Raw genomic sequence first — 16,541 nt, forward strand, 5'->3', positions numbered from 1 at the left:
ATTATTCTACACTACGTTGCTATATATATGTTCTAATACAATTTACAAAATATCTACATAAGCCTCATTATCCTCCATAAAATATATGAATGAATCAGCATCAAATTTACAAATATTTACACTGCCAGAGTTTTGCAGACCTAACCTTTCACTGCAAGGTATTCTTTTTTATTTCAATTATTTTCTCTATTGGTACGCCTGTTCCCTTGGCTCCTATTTCTTCACTTATTCCAAGTTTAAGAAAATTAATGGCATTTTCTATTCCTTTTTCTTCTGCTGATTTTATCCTAGTAAGTTGGTCGCTAATTTCTGCTTGCCTTGATTCATATAGCATTCTTGCCTTTTTATCCTTACTTATTGTTTGCAATAATCCATAGGCTTTCTTTATGTCTTTATTTTTCTCAGCTAACATTTCCATCGCTCCCTTCGATTTTGCATCTTGCATCTTAAATCAATGGTAAATTTTACACCCCTGGGGAGCTATTAAAAATATTTTTCTGCTAATGTTCTATCACTTTCTAACAATTTCTTCCTTGTAACCGATACATATATATCCCCACTCACTGCTTTAGTTTGTGTTATGTTTACAAATAAATCTACTCTAACTGTATCAGTTTTTGTTGTTATTACAGTTCCTTTTCCTATTGCAGGTCCACCTTTTGCTATTGAGTATATTTTCACTATATCCCCTATAGCTAAATTTTGGATTAATACTCTGTCTGATATTCCATTTGAATTATTTATTACTACTATATTGCTTTTATCTAGTGGTATTGACTTTGCTTCCGAGGCGTATATTATCTCTTTTGTTCTATCACTTTCAAGCAATTTTTCACTTGTTACTGATACATATATACTCCCACCCTTTGCTCCAAGTTGTGTTATGCTTACTGTTAAATCGCCTTCAACTGTTACAGTAGTTGTACCTATTACAAGTCCATCTGTTGCTGATGAATATACCTTTACTACATCTCCAATAGCTAAATTTTTAACCACTACTGTGTCTGCTGTTCCAGCTGCATTATTTGTTACAACTATATTGCTTGGATATAGTTGTATTGATTTAGCTTCTGCAGCATATGTAACTGATGTTCTATTACTTTCAAGAAATGTTTTTCTTATTACTGATACATATACAGTTCCGCCCGCTGCTCCAATTTGAGTTATATTTACTGTTAATCCTGACGCTGTTGCAGTTGACGTGCCTATTACGGCTCCACCAATTGCTGCTGAATATACTTTTACTATATCCCCTATATATAAGTTTTGAACCACCACAGTATCCGGTGTTCCAACTGCATTATTTGTTACTACTATTTGAGGTTGATCTAATGGTGTCGATTTCGCCTCTGCATCGTATGCTAAAGCTGTTGTTCTATCACTTTCAAGCAATGCTTTACTTGTCACTGTTACGTATACTTTTCCGCTCTCTACTCCAATTTGTGGTATGCTTACTGTTAAATCTCCTGCTACTGTTACAGTTGCTGTTCCTATTAAGGCCTCACCAATTGCTGATGAATATACTTTTACCATGTCCCCAACAGCTAACTTTTTAACCATTACTGTGTCTGCTGTTCCAACTGCATTATTTGTTACTATTATTTTGGTTGGATCTAAGGGTATAGATTTTACTTCCGCATCATATTTTACTGCTGATGTCCTATCACTTTCAAGAAATGTTTTACTTATAACTGATACATATACATTTCCAGCTTCTGCTCCAATTTGATCAATCTTTACCGTTAAATCTCCTTCTACTTTTACAGTTGCAGTTCCTATCAAATCTCCACCTATAGCTGATGAATATACATTTACTATATCTCCTATAGCTAAGTTTTGAACCACTAATGCGTCTGGTGTTCCAACTGCGTTGTTTGTTACAACTATAGCCGTTGGATCTAATGGTATAGATTTTGCCTCCGCATCGTATCCTACCGCTGATGTTCTAGTACTTTCAAGCAAAGCTTTCCTTGTAATCGAAATATACACCTTTCCGGCAGCTACCCCCAGTTGTGTTATACTTGCTGTTAAATCTCCTGCTACTGTAGCAGTTGCTGTTCCAAGTAATTCTCCACCTACTGATGATGAATATACGTTTATTATATCCCCTATAGCAGCGTATTGAACTACTACCGTATCTGGTGTCCCAGAAGCATTATTTGTTACTACTATAGCTGTTGGGTCTAGTGGCGTCGATCTTGCTTCTGCCGCATATACTGATGATGGTAAAACAATTGATAGTAATACTATTATGATTAGTAATTTTGATAATAACTTTTTCATAAATTTATCTCCTCTTGATTCTATTTAAATATATGATTTATAATTTTTATAAAAGAAAAAAATAAAAAACCCAAAATGAGTTCTTTATCTACTTCTAACATTTTCTAATATCTTTAATGCATTTTGTGGTAACTGATTTGATTGAACCATCATAGCGGTCCCCGCTTCTACAAGTAAGTTGTATTTAGAATATTCCATCAGTTCAGTAGCCAAATCTGTATCTCTAATACCACTTTCAGCAGATTGGATCTTATCTGATATTTCTGTTGTAGAATCAGAAGAGCTTTGGAATCTGTTTTCTAATGCTCCAAATTTACTTCTTGCGCCCATTATAGCATCAAGAGCCGTATCTACAAGTCCTAAACAAACAGCAGTATCTACATTAACTACATCTACCTTGTCTGTTGTTCCATCCCTAAGTTTTAAACCACTTGCAGTTAAATTGTACGTCGGTATGACGATTTTTTCACCTGAAATAACACCCGTAACCATTCCTATAGCGCCTGTAGCCACCCCTGTAGCACCTGTAGCATCACCAACATTTAAAAGTTTAACTCCATTAAATTCATTGTTATTAGCCATATCATCTACTCCTGATAACATTTGGGTTATTTCCTTTTGAATAACTTCTTTGTCCAAATCAGTTGTCGTACCTCCAGCTTGTACTACTAACTCCCTAACCCTTTGTAGCATACTAGTTATACCATCAAGACTGCCTTCTGCAGTTTGGAGCATGCTAACTCCATCCTGAGCATTATTCCCTGCCATTTGAAGTCCTCTTATCTGCATTCTAAATCTTTCACTTTGAGCCATTGCATTAGGATCTTCTTTTGAATTATTTATTTTTATCCCAGAAGATACTCGCTCTAAGGATGAACCCTGTTTAATAAGATTTTTGCTATATTCTCTATATATATTTATAGATGCTAAATTCTTATTTATTCTCATAAATTTAATCAACTCCATTAAATTTTTTTATTAACTACCTATTTTAATATATCGGAGATACTACATTTAACTTTAGCACCTTTTCCAACTACGCCCTTCAATGTTCCAACTTTTGTAATTTGATATATGTAACATTAATATACCATCTCATCAAATGAATACAAACTTAAACAACTATCAAATGAATTACTAGCCTCTTCTTTTGATATCTTACCTCTAACAAGATTTCTATATAACATATATAACTTTACATAAAGATCTGGACTGATTTGCTTAACTTCTATCATTTTATTATATATCATATCTTCCATAAAAGATGTGCTGTCTACCTCAAAAGTACTAACAACAAAACTTTGTAGTTCTTTAATTTTGTTTTTTACATTTGAATCAAAACAAAGACTATTTATTTCATCTAGTCCTTTAATAATTTTTTTTACTGCCTCAACTTGATTTAAATCTTGGCTATTACTACTCACAAAACATCACCCCTCATAATTTAAAGCGTTAAACTTGTCTACGGTTTCATCTGAACATCGTGACACACGAATTAGAATCTTTGTTTTTATTATATCATATATCTAAATTCATTTTCTATATCTTTTTTCCATTGCACGTAATCATCCGAAATTATTGAATTTATAATGCTTTCTTCGGTTTTAAAATTATTCTCAATAAGCGCCTGCATTAATTCTTTAAGTTGAGACTCTAACTTATTTGTTTCTGCCATTACATTTTTATTAGCTAAATCTTCATTCATCGTTTTTAATGCGCTACTTATACTATTTACTCCATCTATAGAATCATTTAATACTGTTTTCACCTGCGATTTTGTACCATTTTTATAATTTAGTTGTATATAAGTTAAAGCTTCTCCTAATGTATCAGAAATCTTTAAGGTATACCTTATTTCATCTGCATGTTTTCCGCTCTCTTTTTTTAGAATTTTCTGATTAGAATTATTTAAAATTACTTTTCTTTTATTTTCTTTTAAAATCATGCTTGTGTTATGTATTTTCGTAAAAATGGATATTACAAAAAAAATTATGCTCATTACAAATATTATTCTTGATTTATCAATTTTAGTTTTTTTACTCATATTATTTACCCCACCTAGCTAAAATCTTAATTTTGTAAATACCTATCCCATACACTATTATCTTTTGTTAACTCCATAATAGGTATAAAGAATTTAAAGATATACTCACTATACCAACTTAAGTTTTAAACTACAATAGTAATAAATACTTATTAAAAGACAACAAAATAAGCACCACAACTACTGATTTAGTCACTAATGCTCATTTTGATTGTCCCTCTTATTTCACATTTACACCAACTTGTCTCATGATCTCTACTAACTTCTATCCAACCATAACATTGAAGTTCATACTACAATTCTATATCTTCATACAAATACTACGCCCATACATCCAAGTTCTGCCCTACATTAGAGTCTACTGCAACATTCTTTATCATTTCTGTCATTTGAGTAGCAGTTTCCTTACCAGTATCCATTGCCATCTTCATTACTGCTATACCTGCTGATTCTTTTACCTTTGATTGACTCATTACCATTGATAATACTCCTATGTCCATCAAAACACCTCCCATTTACTCTTTTCCCCAAATTACCATTACCTTAGTGGATTGTTTAAATTCTATAGCTTCTTTTATACCTGAAATATTTCGTTCCTTTATTTTAATGTCCTACCTTCATTATAACAGCATAATTGTTTATTGTATTCAAATATAGCTATTTTATAATATCTTTGAAAATACTCTATTGTCTCAAACTCATAATAAAAATTATCACTTAATACTATTTTTTTCTAAAACACCAAATATCAAAACCAATCCCACAAGTATGTCTTTTTATCTCTACATTCATTATAATTTAAGCTAGCTATATTAGCAAAATCCAAAAGCAACTAAAAGAATATAAATTCATTTAAACTCTTCCGACGACTTTACTTAGTCTATGATTTAAACCTCACAAAAAATATAAGTTTATACCAAGTATACGCTTATATTCCCTCTAAAATCCCTCTAAATTCTCAGTATTTTATTTTTTTATTGTATTTGTACATGTTTAACTCTTGTTAAATTATAAATACTTATAGCCCAATGAATTATCAAACCTACTTTTTAATATTGTAAGTTTTTTAGTTTTTAATCATTTTGAAAAATTCTCTAAAGTTTATGCTAATTTTTACGAAGATTATATAATACTTCATTTTTACAAGGAGGTGATTTTATTGATAATAAATAACAATTTTTCCTTACTAAATTCATATAATAAACTAACTAAAAACAAACCCCAAAGTGAGAATGTAATAGAAAAAATTTCTTCTGGTAAAAGAATTAATAGATCTTCTGATGATTCAGCAGGGCTAGCTATTAGTGAAAGCTTTAAAGCTCAAGTAAGAGGATTATCTGCAGCCCAGAATTGTATGGGGGACGGCATATCATTACTTCAAGTAACAGACGGAGCTTTAGGAGAAATTTCAACACTTCTTCATAGAATGAAAGAAACCTCCGTTCAAGCTTCTACTGGAACATTATCAAATGAAGATAGAAAAGCTTTAGATAATGAATTTAAGCAAATGAAGGCAGGTATAGATGAAATTTCACAAAGCACTAATTTTAATGATATAAAGCTTTTAACCGATGATAAATATTTAGATATTCAAACTAGAGACACCCCTTATGCTAGTTATTCTATAAAACTATTTGACACTAGTACTACTGCTTTAGGCTTAGATACTGCTTCACTAAATAGCCAAACAGATTCCAGCAATGCTATATCAAAAATTGATGAAGCTCTAATAAGAGTTATTAATAATAGAACTAGCACAGGTGCAGACTTAAATTCTATTCAGCACTCTTTGACAGATGCAACTAATGCAAACTATAATATTAACGTATCTCTTTCACAAATCGAAGATATAAATATGGCAACTGCAACTATGAAAATGGTTAGATTTAATGCCTTGGAAAGCGCTAGCAATCAAATGTTATTATCTTCAAGATTAAATAATGAAAATGTCAATAACATATTAAATAAATGGTTACAATCCTGATGTGAAAGTTATGATTAATACATAAATGGTTGTCCAATGAAATATTTCATTGGACAACCATTTTCTTATATTTCAAAATAACCCACCAGATAGTAAGTGGCATTGCGAGTGCCACTATTTACTTTTTTCCCAAGTAATATTTATCCATTGTTCAGTTTCTTCTATACCTTGTTCTAGCGTATATTCTGGTTGCCAATCCATAAGATCCTTCGCTTTTGAGTAATTACACTTAAGTTTCATTATTTCACTCTGTGGATGTATATGTTTTACATGATTTATTGCAACTCGCCCTTTATTTATAATTTCAGAAAGTTCATTTACAGTAACATCTCTATTTGTACCTGCATTTACTATTTCACCATTTATTTTATCTGAATAACCAGCCATAACAACAAATCTAGCACAATCTTTTACATAAAGTAAATCCCTTGTTTGTTCTCCCCTGCCATAGATGTTTATATCTTTTCCTTCTAATGCATTCTTTATAAATATTGCAACTACGCCACCTTCACCACCAGTTTTTTGATGAGGACCATAGGTATTAAAAGGTCTTATAACTACGGTAGGAAGCTTGTACGCATTGTAATATGAAAGAACCATGTTTTCTGCTGCAATCTTACTTGCTCCATAAGGTGATATAGGCTTTGTCGGATGCATTTCATCTATACCATCTTCATCTGCTGTATCGTACACCATACATGTGCTCATAAAAATAATTTTGCACGGATAAGTATTTTCATTAATATCCAATATCCATTCAGAACCATCCATTTTAGCATTTTCACCAAACATCTGAACTTTAGTTTTTTCTAAAATGTTAAATGTTCCAACAGTGTCATTATAGAATGTAGTTTTGGGATCATCTATACTATCCTGAACATTTATAGATGCTCCTAAATGATATATTATATCAAATTTTTCTTTGAAAATTTTATGTAAAATAATTTGGTCGTTTATATCACCTTTTACGAATTTGAAATTCATATTTTCATTAAATTCTTCTATGTTTTCTAGCATCCCATTGGATAAATTGTCTAATGCTACTACACTATGTCCATCATCCAATAATCTTTTTACAACCCAACGTCCAATAAATCCAGCCCCACCTGTTACTAATATATTCATATATATCCACTCCCCTTAAACTAATCATATTTTTCTAATCAAATTCTCCACTATTCTTTTCACACCACTTCCATCAATAACTTCTTTACCTCTTCTATTGATTTCTTTTCTTTCCCCATAATCATTACAAAGGTTATTTAACTCACTTACAAACATATCTTTATCTAATTTATCGTACCATCCTATATTTTTTATTATTCCCATTTCACTTAACTTAGCAGCTATTCCTTGTTGATTTTCCGCAACAATAATCCCTAGCGTCGCTATCCCGCAAGTTGCTAGTTCATATAATGTACTTCCACAAGCTGAAATAGCTATATCACATTTTTTCATAATTTCATACATATTCGCATTGTAATAAAAACTAATTTTAGGGCTTTTAAAGTTCTTCAAAAACCCTTTTCCATCAAAAGAAGGGCCTACAATTACATGAAAATTGTACTCTAACCTTTCTACATATTCTAGAAGTTGTTCTGTAACATGCTGTGGGTCCCCACCGCCTACCGTTATCATTATATCATTCACATTAATTTTTACATATTTTTTGGAATTCACTCTAAATTCTTCTCGTAACATTATATAAGTTGGCCCTATAAGTAGCTTTGTATTAGGATTAACTTTATATTCAAAATCAGCAGCATCTACGTTCTGATTAATTAAGAAATCTACATTAAAACAATATAAATTCATATCATCTATATATACAGTCTGATTAAACATTTTTTTAGTCTCATTAAAATACCTTTCATCTACATCGTAACTATCCGTAATTAATAAATCTGCTTGTATATCTTTTATATCAAGCAACATGGACTCTTCTCTTATTTCCATAACTACAAATCCTTGTGATTTTATCATTTCAATTCCTATTCTATATTTCTCACTTAAAGGATTATCTACTCTACATATATAAAAAACATCATTAATTTTAGAGAATTCTTTTGCTATAACCAAAGTTCTCATTATATGTCCCATACCAATATTTGCGCCACCATCTGCTCTAATAGCTATTTTCATTAATTACACCAAGCCTTCTTTCTTAAGTAATGCTCGAACTTCCTCTTTCTAATATATCATTAGTTAATTTATAATACTACGCATTCTCCATTGTTATGGATAGGTAGTTTTATAACATTTTCCGCTAATGATCTTTTTCTGCATAATAGCTATCCTTTTAAATTTAACTTCCTTTTAATCTAAAAACTTTGTTGCTATAATTGCATTTTGAGGCAATAAACAAGGTATTTCATCAATTATTGGATATGCAAGAAGACTTTCTTCTGAAAAATAAGCAATGTTCTTTTTCAGAAAATCAGTTTTAGTAATAGGACAGCATAATGGATTTAAAACTTGAAAATTTAAGTCTTTTTTAATAATTATTATTCCAGTGGGGTTTAAAGGATTTGAGCAAATTTCAAATAATTTATGTTCAATAACATTATATCCAAGTTCTTTTGCTGTTGAATATAAATTAGTAACGTATCCATGATTCAACATTCTTTCTCTTGACTCCTCATTTGCAAATTCATATGATGGTTCTAATAAAATTAAATATTTATTCGTTATGCGATATAGTTCCATAAGCGCTTCTTTTTCTTTACCCCCATTAGGTTCAATTGAATGCGATGTATATACTACATCAATAGAATTATCTTTAAACTGTGTACAAAATAAATCTCCTGTAAATAATTGCACATTACTTATTTTTAGCTCATTTAAGAATTTCTTAGCATATTTTATTCTTGACCAAGATATATCAAACCCATAACATTTATTAGGTTTATTTTCTAAGGAAAGAATCAAAGGTGCCAAAGTAGTTGCTTCACCAATCCCAACTTCTAATAATGAGTTATATTCACCTAAATTATCAATGTATTGAGCGAGTTCAAAACAATATTTGTTTATAAATAACGATTCTTTTTTGTATGCCTTAATATATGTACCAGCTTGAAAATCATAGCTAATCATAATATCTTCAATGGAATTACAAATATCCCCCTCTATCTCTTTTAAATATTTTATTATATTGGTATTTTGCAAATACAACTGCTTAACTCTACTTAAAATTTTTAACTTATCCATTTTTAATACTCCTTAGCGTTTTTATTTTTCCACTTTCACATTTTTTTGGTCTTGATAAGCTAGCGCTGCTAAATTACCACCACCATCTGCTCAATTATCTGTTTTCATTTTTCACACCAAACCCTCTTCCTTCAATAATGTTCTAATCTCCTCTTTACGTAAAATATTTTTATTTGCTGAATTATAGCTTTTAATTTCAACTTTTTTATGTTTCTCATAAAATTCATATAAATTTTCTAAATATGCTGATGGCAATACCGAATACATATTACCTAAATCAAAAGCAAATTCCGATTCTTCCTTAGTCATAAGTTCTTCAAATTTTCTTTCTCCAGCCCTAAGTCCAATAATATGCAGCTTCACATCTTCTTTTTTTATATTAAGTATTTTACAAGTTTCTTCGAGCACTACTTCTGCAAGATCATAAAGCTTAATTACAGGCATTTTCAGAACAAAAACTTCTCCGCCTATTGTATTCTCAGCAGTATCCATAATAAGCTTTACCGCTTGAGTTAAAGTCATCATAAATCTAGTCATTTCTGGGTCTGTAACTGTAATCTTTCTATTTTGTTCAATTTGTTTTTTAAATAGTGGTATTACTGAACCTCTAGATCCCATAACATTTCCAAATCTAACTGCAACAAACTTAGTTCTACAATTACCTTTGTTAAAATTTGCTGCTTGTACTAATTTCTCTGCTAAGAGTTTTGTAGCTCCATAAGAATTTGCTGGATTAATGGCTTTATCTGAACTTGTAAACACTACGCATTCCACATTATTGTGCATAGCTGCTTTTATCACATTTTCCATTCCCACAATATTAGTTTTAATAGCTTCACCTGGATTATATTCGCATGCTGGTACATGTTTCATGGCTGCTAAATTAAATACTACATCTATGTTATTCATTGCTCTTTCTACTCTCTCATAATCTCGCACATCACCAATCAGAAATCTAAACTTTTTATCATCATTAATTTCATTTTCCATTATAAATTGTTTATATTCGTCTCTGCTAAGTATTCTTATTACCTTTGGTCCTTGTTTTACAAGTTCCTTTATAAGACCATGACCTATAGTACCAGTTCCACCAATGACAAGAATTTTTTTCCCTGTATAGTATCCCATGTTGTCCCTCCACTTAAACTTATTACTTAACTTTTATATTAAATATACTATAATACTCGTACAAATTCACCAATAGTTTATATTTTTTTAATAAATAACAAAATGATTAGTAGCATCAGCTACTAATCACTTTGTTAATTGTCTATTAAATTCCATTCCATAGGCATTCCTTTATTAATATCTGTTTTTGCTATTTTCCCGATTATTTCATTATAATACCTAGTATGCATTCCATATCCCGGTCTTATAGATTTCACATTATTTTCTGTAAGCACTTCACCCTTTTTAATATTTTCAACAGCAAATAGTGACCTAGAAAATGCCCTGCTATTTTTCATTTTATCAGTTAAATCATAAGTAACAGTCCCTAAAGCCTTCTCGATTTCTCTTATTGATATCACCATAGCTTTTAATTCATCCGGCTCTAAAGAAAATGCTGCATCTGGTCCGCCATCTGCTCTACATAAAGTGAAATGTTTCTCTATAATTTTAGCTCCAAGTGCTACAGCTGCTATAGGTACAGAAATACCTATAGTATGGTCAGATAAGCCTGACACCACATTAAATGTTTCTGCTAAATTAGGTATAGTTTTTAGATTCATATCTTCTAACGGCGCTGGATAAGCACTAGTACATTTTAGAATAGCAATTTGATAATTCCCTACTCTTTTACATGCATCTATGGCTTCTTGTATCTCACTTAATGTAGCAATTCCTGTTGCCAAAATCATAGGCTTTCCTTTTGATGCCATATATTCTATTAGTGGAATATCTGTAATTTCAAAAGAAGCCACCTTATAAACAGGTACATTCATATCTTCAAGGAAATCTACTGCTGTTTTATCAAATGGAGATGAAAAACATATTAAACCTTCTTCTTCAGCTATTTCTTTTAGTTTTGGCTGCCACTCCCAAGGAGTATATGCTTCTTTATATAAATTATAAAGATTTCTACCGTCCCATAAAGTTCCTTGTTTTATTTGAAAATACTCATTATTACAATCAATAGTTATAGTGTCAGCTGTATATGTTTGAAGTTTTACTGCATCAACACCTGCTTTAGCCGCTTCTTTAATAAGTTTTACTGCATTATCGAAATTCCCATTATGATTAGCTGAAATTTCCGCTACTACAAATACAGCTGAATTTTCAGAAATAACTTTATCGCTAATTTTTATTAAACTACTCATATAGCTACCTCCCTATTTAAAGATATTTTAAAAAACGAAAACTGTCATTTTCAATTTTACTTTCATATTGAAGCCTCTGAAAAATCTTTTGTGATGCTACGTTTTCTCTCTTTACGTAACCTACTAAAGTTTTAACCTTCATGTTACTTTTATAAATCTTCTTTTCCAATAATTCAAGCATTTCTATTGCCAATCCTTGGCCTCTATAATCTTTATCAAGGCTATAACTGATTGTTCCAATTTCATTTTCAACATCTAATCTCACTTGTCCAACTGGATTTTCGTCTATACAATATATATATATATAACAACTATTAGAAACCAATCTTCTTTTTAGCCACTCCATATGTTCTTCAAATATTATCGCCTTTGAACTATATGAATTTTCCCTCACCAGTTTCTCATTAGACCATCGAAATAATATCTTACAATCACTTTCAACTGCTTTTTCCAAATATTTTTTCATATATTTCTCCAAACTTTTTTAAACTATTATTTGTTTTATATATATATTTATATCCTTTAGTTCTGGATGAATTCTATATAAATCTAAGATATCATACATATTAAAATTATTTTCCTTCTTACAATGTAAATATTTAAATATAGTATTAATAAGCTTAAAATCCTCTTCAGTATCCAGTGTCCATCTTAAATTCGAATAATTAATGATGTTTTTATATTGGGCTAACCTGAAATTTTTATCATTATCCCATATATATGGAGTAACATGTTCCCTATCTCTTTGTATTATAGCTTCATTAAATGCTCTTTTTAATGATATAAAGCTAAATACTTCTGTATCTAAACCTCTCGGATAGGTTCTTTCTATTGTATTGCTTACATAATCATAATTTCCTCTATTATTTATAAAATATCCGATTATTTTTTCAGTAACCTCACTGTCTATAAGTGGACAATCACTAGTTACTCTTACGACTATATCTGCATTATTTTCTTTAGCTGCATAATAATATCTAGATAAAACATCGTCTTCCGAACCTCTAAAATATGTAATTCCTAACCTTTTAGCTTCTTCAACTATAATATTATCTTTTTCTAATGTTGTAGTTGCAATAACAATTTCATCTATATTATTTACTCTTTTTAATCTATCTATATCATGTTCTAAAACGGATTTCCCACATATTTTCATGAGGACCTTTCCCTGTAATCTTATAGACCCCATCCTAGCTTGTATTATACATACCACTTTCATTTTAAATATCACCTACCTAAGTATTTTTATCTAGTTTTAACTTAACGATAACTCGCAAGCTATGCTTTTTCTATATATTACTTTTGTTGGAATTACAATTTTTTCACATTTTCTAAATCCATTTCCACTGTCCCTTTTATCCTTGCTCCCTTACTACAATTTATAAATCTAACATTTTGATGTTCCTCAATTTCTTTTTCTATCTGTCTTTTAAAATACATATAACCATCATTTGTATCTATCATACTACCATTAACACCTAACACCTTTTTATAAGAAACATCTGCTAGAACATCATTAATTTTCCCTGCATGACTTCTATTTTCTAAAAATCCTAAGTCTTGTCCAAGAAATATAATTTCATTTGCTCCACCTTTTATTGCTATATCTAACGTTGCTACTGCTACAGTTTTCCCTGTGTTTATTATTACATTCTCTTCGTTATTATCATTATAAAACATATATTTAGGTCCTTTATAATTCGAAACAACCCATCTAGATGCGGTACTTAAAAAACATAATGGAATACTTAAGCTTTCATATCCTTTAAATTGCTCAGACACAATCTCCTGTGCATCAATTATAGTAACCATATCTGGTTTAATTCCATTATTCATAAGTGTATTTAAAGCTGTTCCAACAGAAAATATTTTAAATTTTCCATTCAGTTTTTTTAATGTACCTATATCATAGTCTAAAGAAGGTCCTGCCGCTACTATTATCACGGTTTCCCCTTTAACACTTATCCTATTAAAAAATTCTTTAATACCAGAATATTTCAGCCTTAAATTATGTTTATAATTTTCACTCATTACTTCACTAAATCTTTCTACAGCTATTTTAGCAACATTATAATCCTCAAGTATATTTTTTAAAGGTTTATATTCATCTGAGAGTGACTTAACAGAAGGTTTATATATCAATATATCATCTACCAATTGTGCAAGCCTTACAAAATCCTGTAAAAACTTTTGTGAATAATCGTTAAATATTTCCACTCTTTTATCTCTTCTTATATCATCTAATTTGCCTAAATTTTCGGCTATATTAAATATTTCTTTATCAGCATCAAAAATATATATTTTACAATTTACATTACAACTCGCTAACAATTCTTTAATATGATATCCCAGTCCTAAACCATAGATCATTACCACATTTTTATTTTTATAGAAATATTCATTTAATTTAATAAATTTCTTTCCCTCTTTTACTGGATAGTACTTACTATGAAGAAAAATATTTTCTACCAATAAAGTTACATTTGATTCTCTCGTATTAATTATGTCTATTTTCCTATTCATCAAATCGTCGTCCTTCTAATTATATTTACTTGTGATTCCCTAATTAGTATTTATTATATGTTTAGAGTATTTGTGAATAGCTACATTTGATGTCACCACTAAGGCTCCTTGAATATTAGTTCTTACCTCATTTAGTAATGAAGTAAGATTCAATATATACAAATTTTCAATACTTCTTTATTTTTAATATTATTTAAATATCTTCTGAAATATTATATTAATTTCATTCATAACAAGTACTCCACATATTTATCTACTTTTACGTTCGTAGAAAATATAGAATACTTTAATTTTAAAAATGACAGAATCAGTACTGTTCTTGTATTAACTATCCTTATATTAATAGCCGAACGCTCCGTTGCTATTGTTGCTTTGCTTGGGTAGCTTGAGTTAGGATATTGTTCTATGGAAATCCTTATTTTTTTACCATATCAACATCTCTAATTCTTGATTCTGATTTTTCTAATTTCTCAGATGATGTATTTAAATTGATAATTGCATGATCCAGTCTATTTATAAATTTTAGTTAAAATTGAAAAGAAATAAATTTTGTTCCCTTTTAACTATTATTCTTATAATTTTTTATGATTCACCACAATATTCATCAATTGTTTTACTCTAACATCATATGTATGCTCCCGCTTAACCTTTTCATACCCATTAATAATAATCTCCTGTCTTTCTTTTTCGTTATGTAAATAATACTCAGTAATTTCTAAAAGATCTTGTAAATCTCTATATATTATTAAGTCTTTACCATTATTAAAATATCTTACTATATCAGATTTATAGTTTGTTACTAAAAAACCTTTACTACCTAACACATCAAAAACTCTCATAGGTAACCCTGATTCCACATATATACGTGTTAAATTAATATTAATTTTAGATAACTTAAATACTTTAGGCATTTCATTAAAATGCTCCGCTTGCCCCATATATTTCAATTTATTACCATGTATCAACTTCCATGCTTCATCACCATATACTTTAATCTCAAATTTATTTGATATAGTGTCTATTAATTCTCTCCTTTCAATCTCATTAAATTTCCTTGCAAGAAGAAATGCATTCCTTTCCGATTTTGTCAAGATTGACATACTATCTTCATTCTCGAATTTTACTGCTTTATCAAAAAATTCAATATATTCCTTTATTAAATATTTTGTTGTGTCTTTCTTTTGTAAATCAAATAAATCAATTGTTTTTTTCATAATTTCTTCACTCAAAAATTTACTAAAACTATTAAATTCATTATCCATACCTGCAGATCCAACAAAGCTAACATCAGTTACATATTTTGTATAATCCTCTTTATTTATGATGATTTCATCAAATCGTTTAATGTTAGCTGCCACTGGCATATAGTATATATTCTTTACTCCCTTATCTTTTAAATCGTTCACAATTACTTCATCATATATAAAAATAATATTGTTTTTATAATATACCTCCCTTTTGTATAAGTTATAATTGGGAGTGTCAACTGTCCATGATATATAAGTTAATCCAATCTTATCAGCAATATCCGCTATTTCAGCGCAAAAATTAATAGTAAAAATATATTTTGGCATTTCACGTGCAATTTTACTAAAAATTTCTCCATATGATAAACCTAAAATATATTCTCCCATTACTATATTGTAATTCAAATTTTTCAAAGCTTCAATACAGTCATTTGCAATCGTTGGATGATGAAAAAACAATATCTTTTTATTAACAATACATTTATTAAAATGATTAGCTACTTTATAAATATATTCATTGGAAATACTTGAAATGTTTTTATTAATTATTATTTGTGTATCAGATATATCAATGTGTTGAAGTTTTTTATATTCATCACCAAATAAAAAAAGCGCCTTTGAATTTAAAACTATATGTTTTATTTCCTCATTTTCAATTATACTATTATAAAAAAACTCATCACTATCTATTACATAAATTTTTTTTGTTCCACATCTTTTCTCTATTTCCAGTAACTCGTATCCTAAACCTAGCCCTATGACAATAATACAGTTTTTACTATTACTAATATCAGGTATATAAATATTTTTCATTGGCTGATATTTAGAATAAATATATTTAATTTTTCCATCTACCTCAACTTTACAAGTAAGATTGCCATCTTTAGCTCGTTCAATTATAATTCTATTTAATTCCATAAAATCACTTTCCCCAA

17 protein-coding genes are annotated in these 16,541 nt (G+C 29.5%); 1 reads left to right on the forward strand and 16 read right to left on the reverse strand.

All coding sequences use genetic code 11. From position 1 onward, the window contains the following. Nucleotides 1–148: 148 nt before the first annotated feature. From A7L45_RS14480 to A7L45_RS14505, 6 genes are all read right to left on the reverse strand, one after another. Nucleotides 149–445, reverse strand: coding sequence for a hypothetical protein (locus tag A7L45_RS14480; protein ID WP_236900454.1), 297 nt, complete (start codon nt 443–445; stop codon nt 149–151). Between the two features lie 38 nt (nt 446–483). Next, nucleotides 484–2,283 carry an autotransporter outer membrane beta-barrel domain-containing protein gene (locus A7L45_RS22895; protein WP_071613450.1) on the reverse strand — a complete coding sequence of 600 codons (1,800 nt, stop codon included), beginning with the start codon at nt 2,281–2,283 and terminating at the stop codon, nt 484–486. A gap of 84 nt (nt 2,284–2,367) precedes the next feature. Beyond that, nucleotides 2,368–3,231 (reverse strand): flagellin N-terminal helical domain-containing protein, encoded by an 864-nt coding sequence (locus tag A7L45_RS14490; RefSeq protein WP_071613451.1) that lies wholly within the window; start codon nt 3,229–3,231, stop codon nt 2,368–2,370. A gap of 134 nt (nt 3,232–3,365) precedes the next feature. After that, a complete protein-coding gene (locus tag A7L45_RS14495) occupies nt 3,366–3,707 on the reverse strand; it encodes a hypothetical protein (RefSeq protein WP_071613452.1) in 342 nt (113 codons plus the stop codon). Between the two features lie 89 nt (nt 3,708–3,796). Then, a complete protein-coding gene (locus A7L45_RS14500) occupies nt 3,797–4,327 on the reverse strand; it encodes a DUF8042 domain-containing protein (RefSeq protein WP_071613453.1) in 531 nt (176 codons plus the stop codon). A 320-nt stretch (nt 4,328–4,647) separates the two neighbouring features. Further along, on the reverse strand, nt 4,648–4,827 hold the full coding sequence (locus A7L45_RS14505; RefSeq protein WP_071613454.1) for a YjfB family protein: 180 nt from the start codon (nt 4,825–4,827) through the stop codon (nt 4,648–4,650). A gap of 659 nt (nt 4,828–5,486) precedes the next feature. On the opposite strand from A7L45_RS14505, the gene A7L45_RS14510 reads away from it, so the two are divergent. Further along, the gene (locus A7L45_RS14510) at nt 5,487–6,311 is read left to right on the forward strand and encodes a flagellin (RefSeq protein ID WP_084647473.1); all 825 of its coding nucleotides are present in this window, start codon (nt 5,487–5,489) and stop codon (nt 6,309–6,311) included. 114 nt (nt 6,312–6,425) lie between these two features. Here A7L45_RS14510 and A7L45_RS14515 read toward each other — a convergent pair whose 3' ends face one another. The 10 genes from A7L45_RS14515 to A7L45_RS14560 form a co-directional block, all read right to left on the reverse strand. Beyond that, the gene (locus tag A7L45_RS14515) at nt 6,426–7,436 is read right to left on the reverse strand and encodes a dTDP-glucose 4,6-dehydratase (RefSeq protein WP_071613455.1); all 1,011 of its coding nucleotides are present in this window, start codon (nt 7,434–7,436) and stop codon (nt 6,426–6,428) included. 24 nt (nt 7,437–7,460) lie between these two features. Continuing rightward, entirely contained in the window at nt 7,461–8,453 is a 993-nt protein-coding gene (pseG, locus tag A7L45_RS14520; RefSeq protein ID WP_071613456.1) for a UDP-2,4-diacetamido-2,4,6-trideoxy-beta-L-altropyranose hydrolase, read from the reverse strand. A 174-nt stretch (nt 8,454–8,627) separates the two neighbouring features. After that, nucleotides 8,628–9,518 carry a methyltransferase domain-containing protein gene (locus tag A7L45_RS14525; protein WP_071613457.1) on the reverse strand — a complete coding sequence of 297 codons (891 nt, stop codon included), beginning with the start codon at nt 9,516–9,518 and terminating at the stop codon, nt 8,628–8,630. 111 nt (nt 9,519–9,629) lie between these two features. Continuing rightward, complete coding sequence (locus tag A7L45_RS14530; RefSeq protein WP_071613458.1) at nt 9,630–10,646, reverse strand: SDR family NAD(P)-dependent oxidoreductase; 1,017 nt, start codon at nt 10,644–10,646, stop codon at nt 9,630–9,632. 134 nt (nt 10,647–10,780) lie between these two features. Next, a complete protein-coding gene (gene pseI / locus A7L45_RS14535; protein WP_071613459.1) occupies nt 10,781–11,836 on the reverse strand; it encodes a pseudaminic acid synthase in 1,056 nt (351 codons plus the stop codon). Nucleotides 11,837–11,852: 16 nt separating this feature from the next. Next, nucleotides 11,853–12,302 (reverse strand): GNAT family N-acetyltransferase, encoded by a 450-nt coding sequence (locus A7L45_RS14540; protein WP_071613460.1) that lies wholly within the window; start codon nt 12,300–12,302, stop codon nt 11,853–11,855. Between the two features lie 18 nt (nt 12,303–12,320). Then, the gene (locus A7L45_RS14545; protein ID WP_071613461.1) at nt 12,321–13,055 is read right to left on the reverse strand and encodes a cytidylyltransferase domain-containing protein; all 735 of its coding nucleotides are present in this window, start codon (nt 13,053–13,055) and stop codon (nt 12,321–12,323) included. Between the two features lie 92 nt (nt 13,056–13,147). After that, entirely contained in the window at nt 13,148–14,359 is a 1,212-nt protein-coding gene (locus A7L45_RS14550; RefSeq protein ID WP_071613462.1) for a motility associated factor glycosyltransferase family protein, read from the reverse strand. A gap of 415 nt (nt 14,360–14,774) precedes the next feature. Continuing rightward, a complete protein-coding gene (locus A7L45_RS14555; RefSeq protein WP_071614994.1) occupies nt 14,775–14,876 on the reverse strand; it encodes a flagellin in 102 nt (33 codons plus the stop codon). Between the two features lie 55 nt (nt 14,877–14,931). Further along, nucleotides 14,932–16,524 carry a CgeB family protein gene (locus A7L45_RS14560; protein WP_071613463.1) on the reverse strand — a complete coding sequence of 531 codons (1,593 nt, stop codon included), beginning with the start codon at nt 16,522–16,524 and terminating at the stop codon, nt 14,932–14,934. Nucleotides 16,525–16,541 lie beyond the last annotated feature (17 nt).

This window comes from Clostridium estertheticum subsp. estertheticum, from assembly GCF_001877035.1.
GTDB lineage: Bacteria > Bacillota > Clostridia > Clostridiales > Clostridiaceae > Clostridium_AD > Clostridium_AD estertheticum.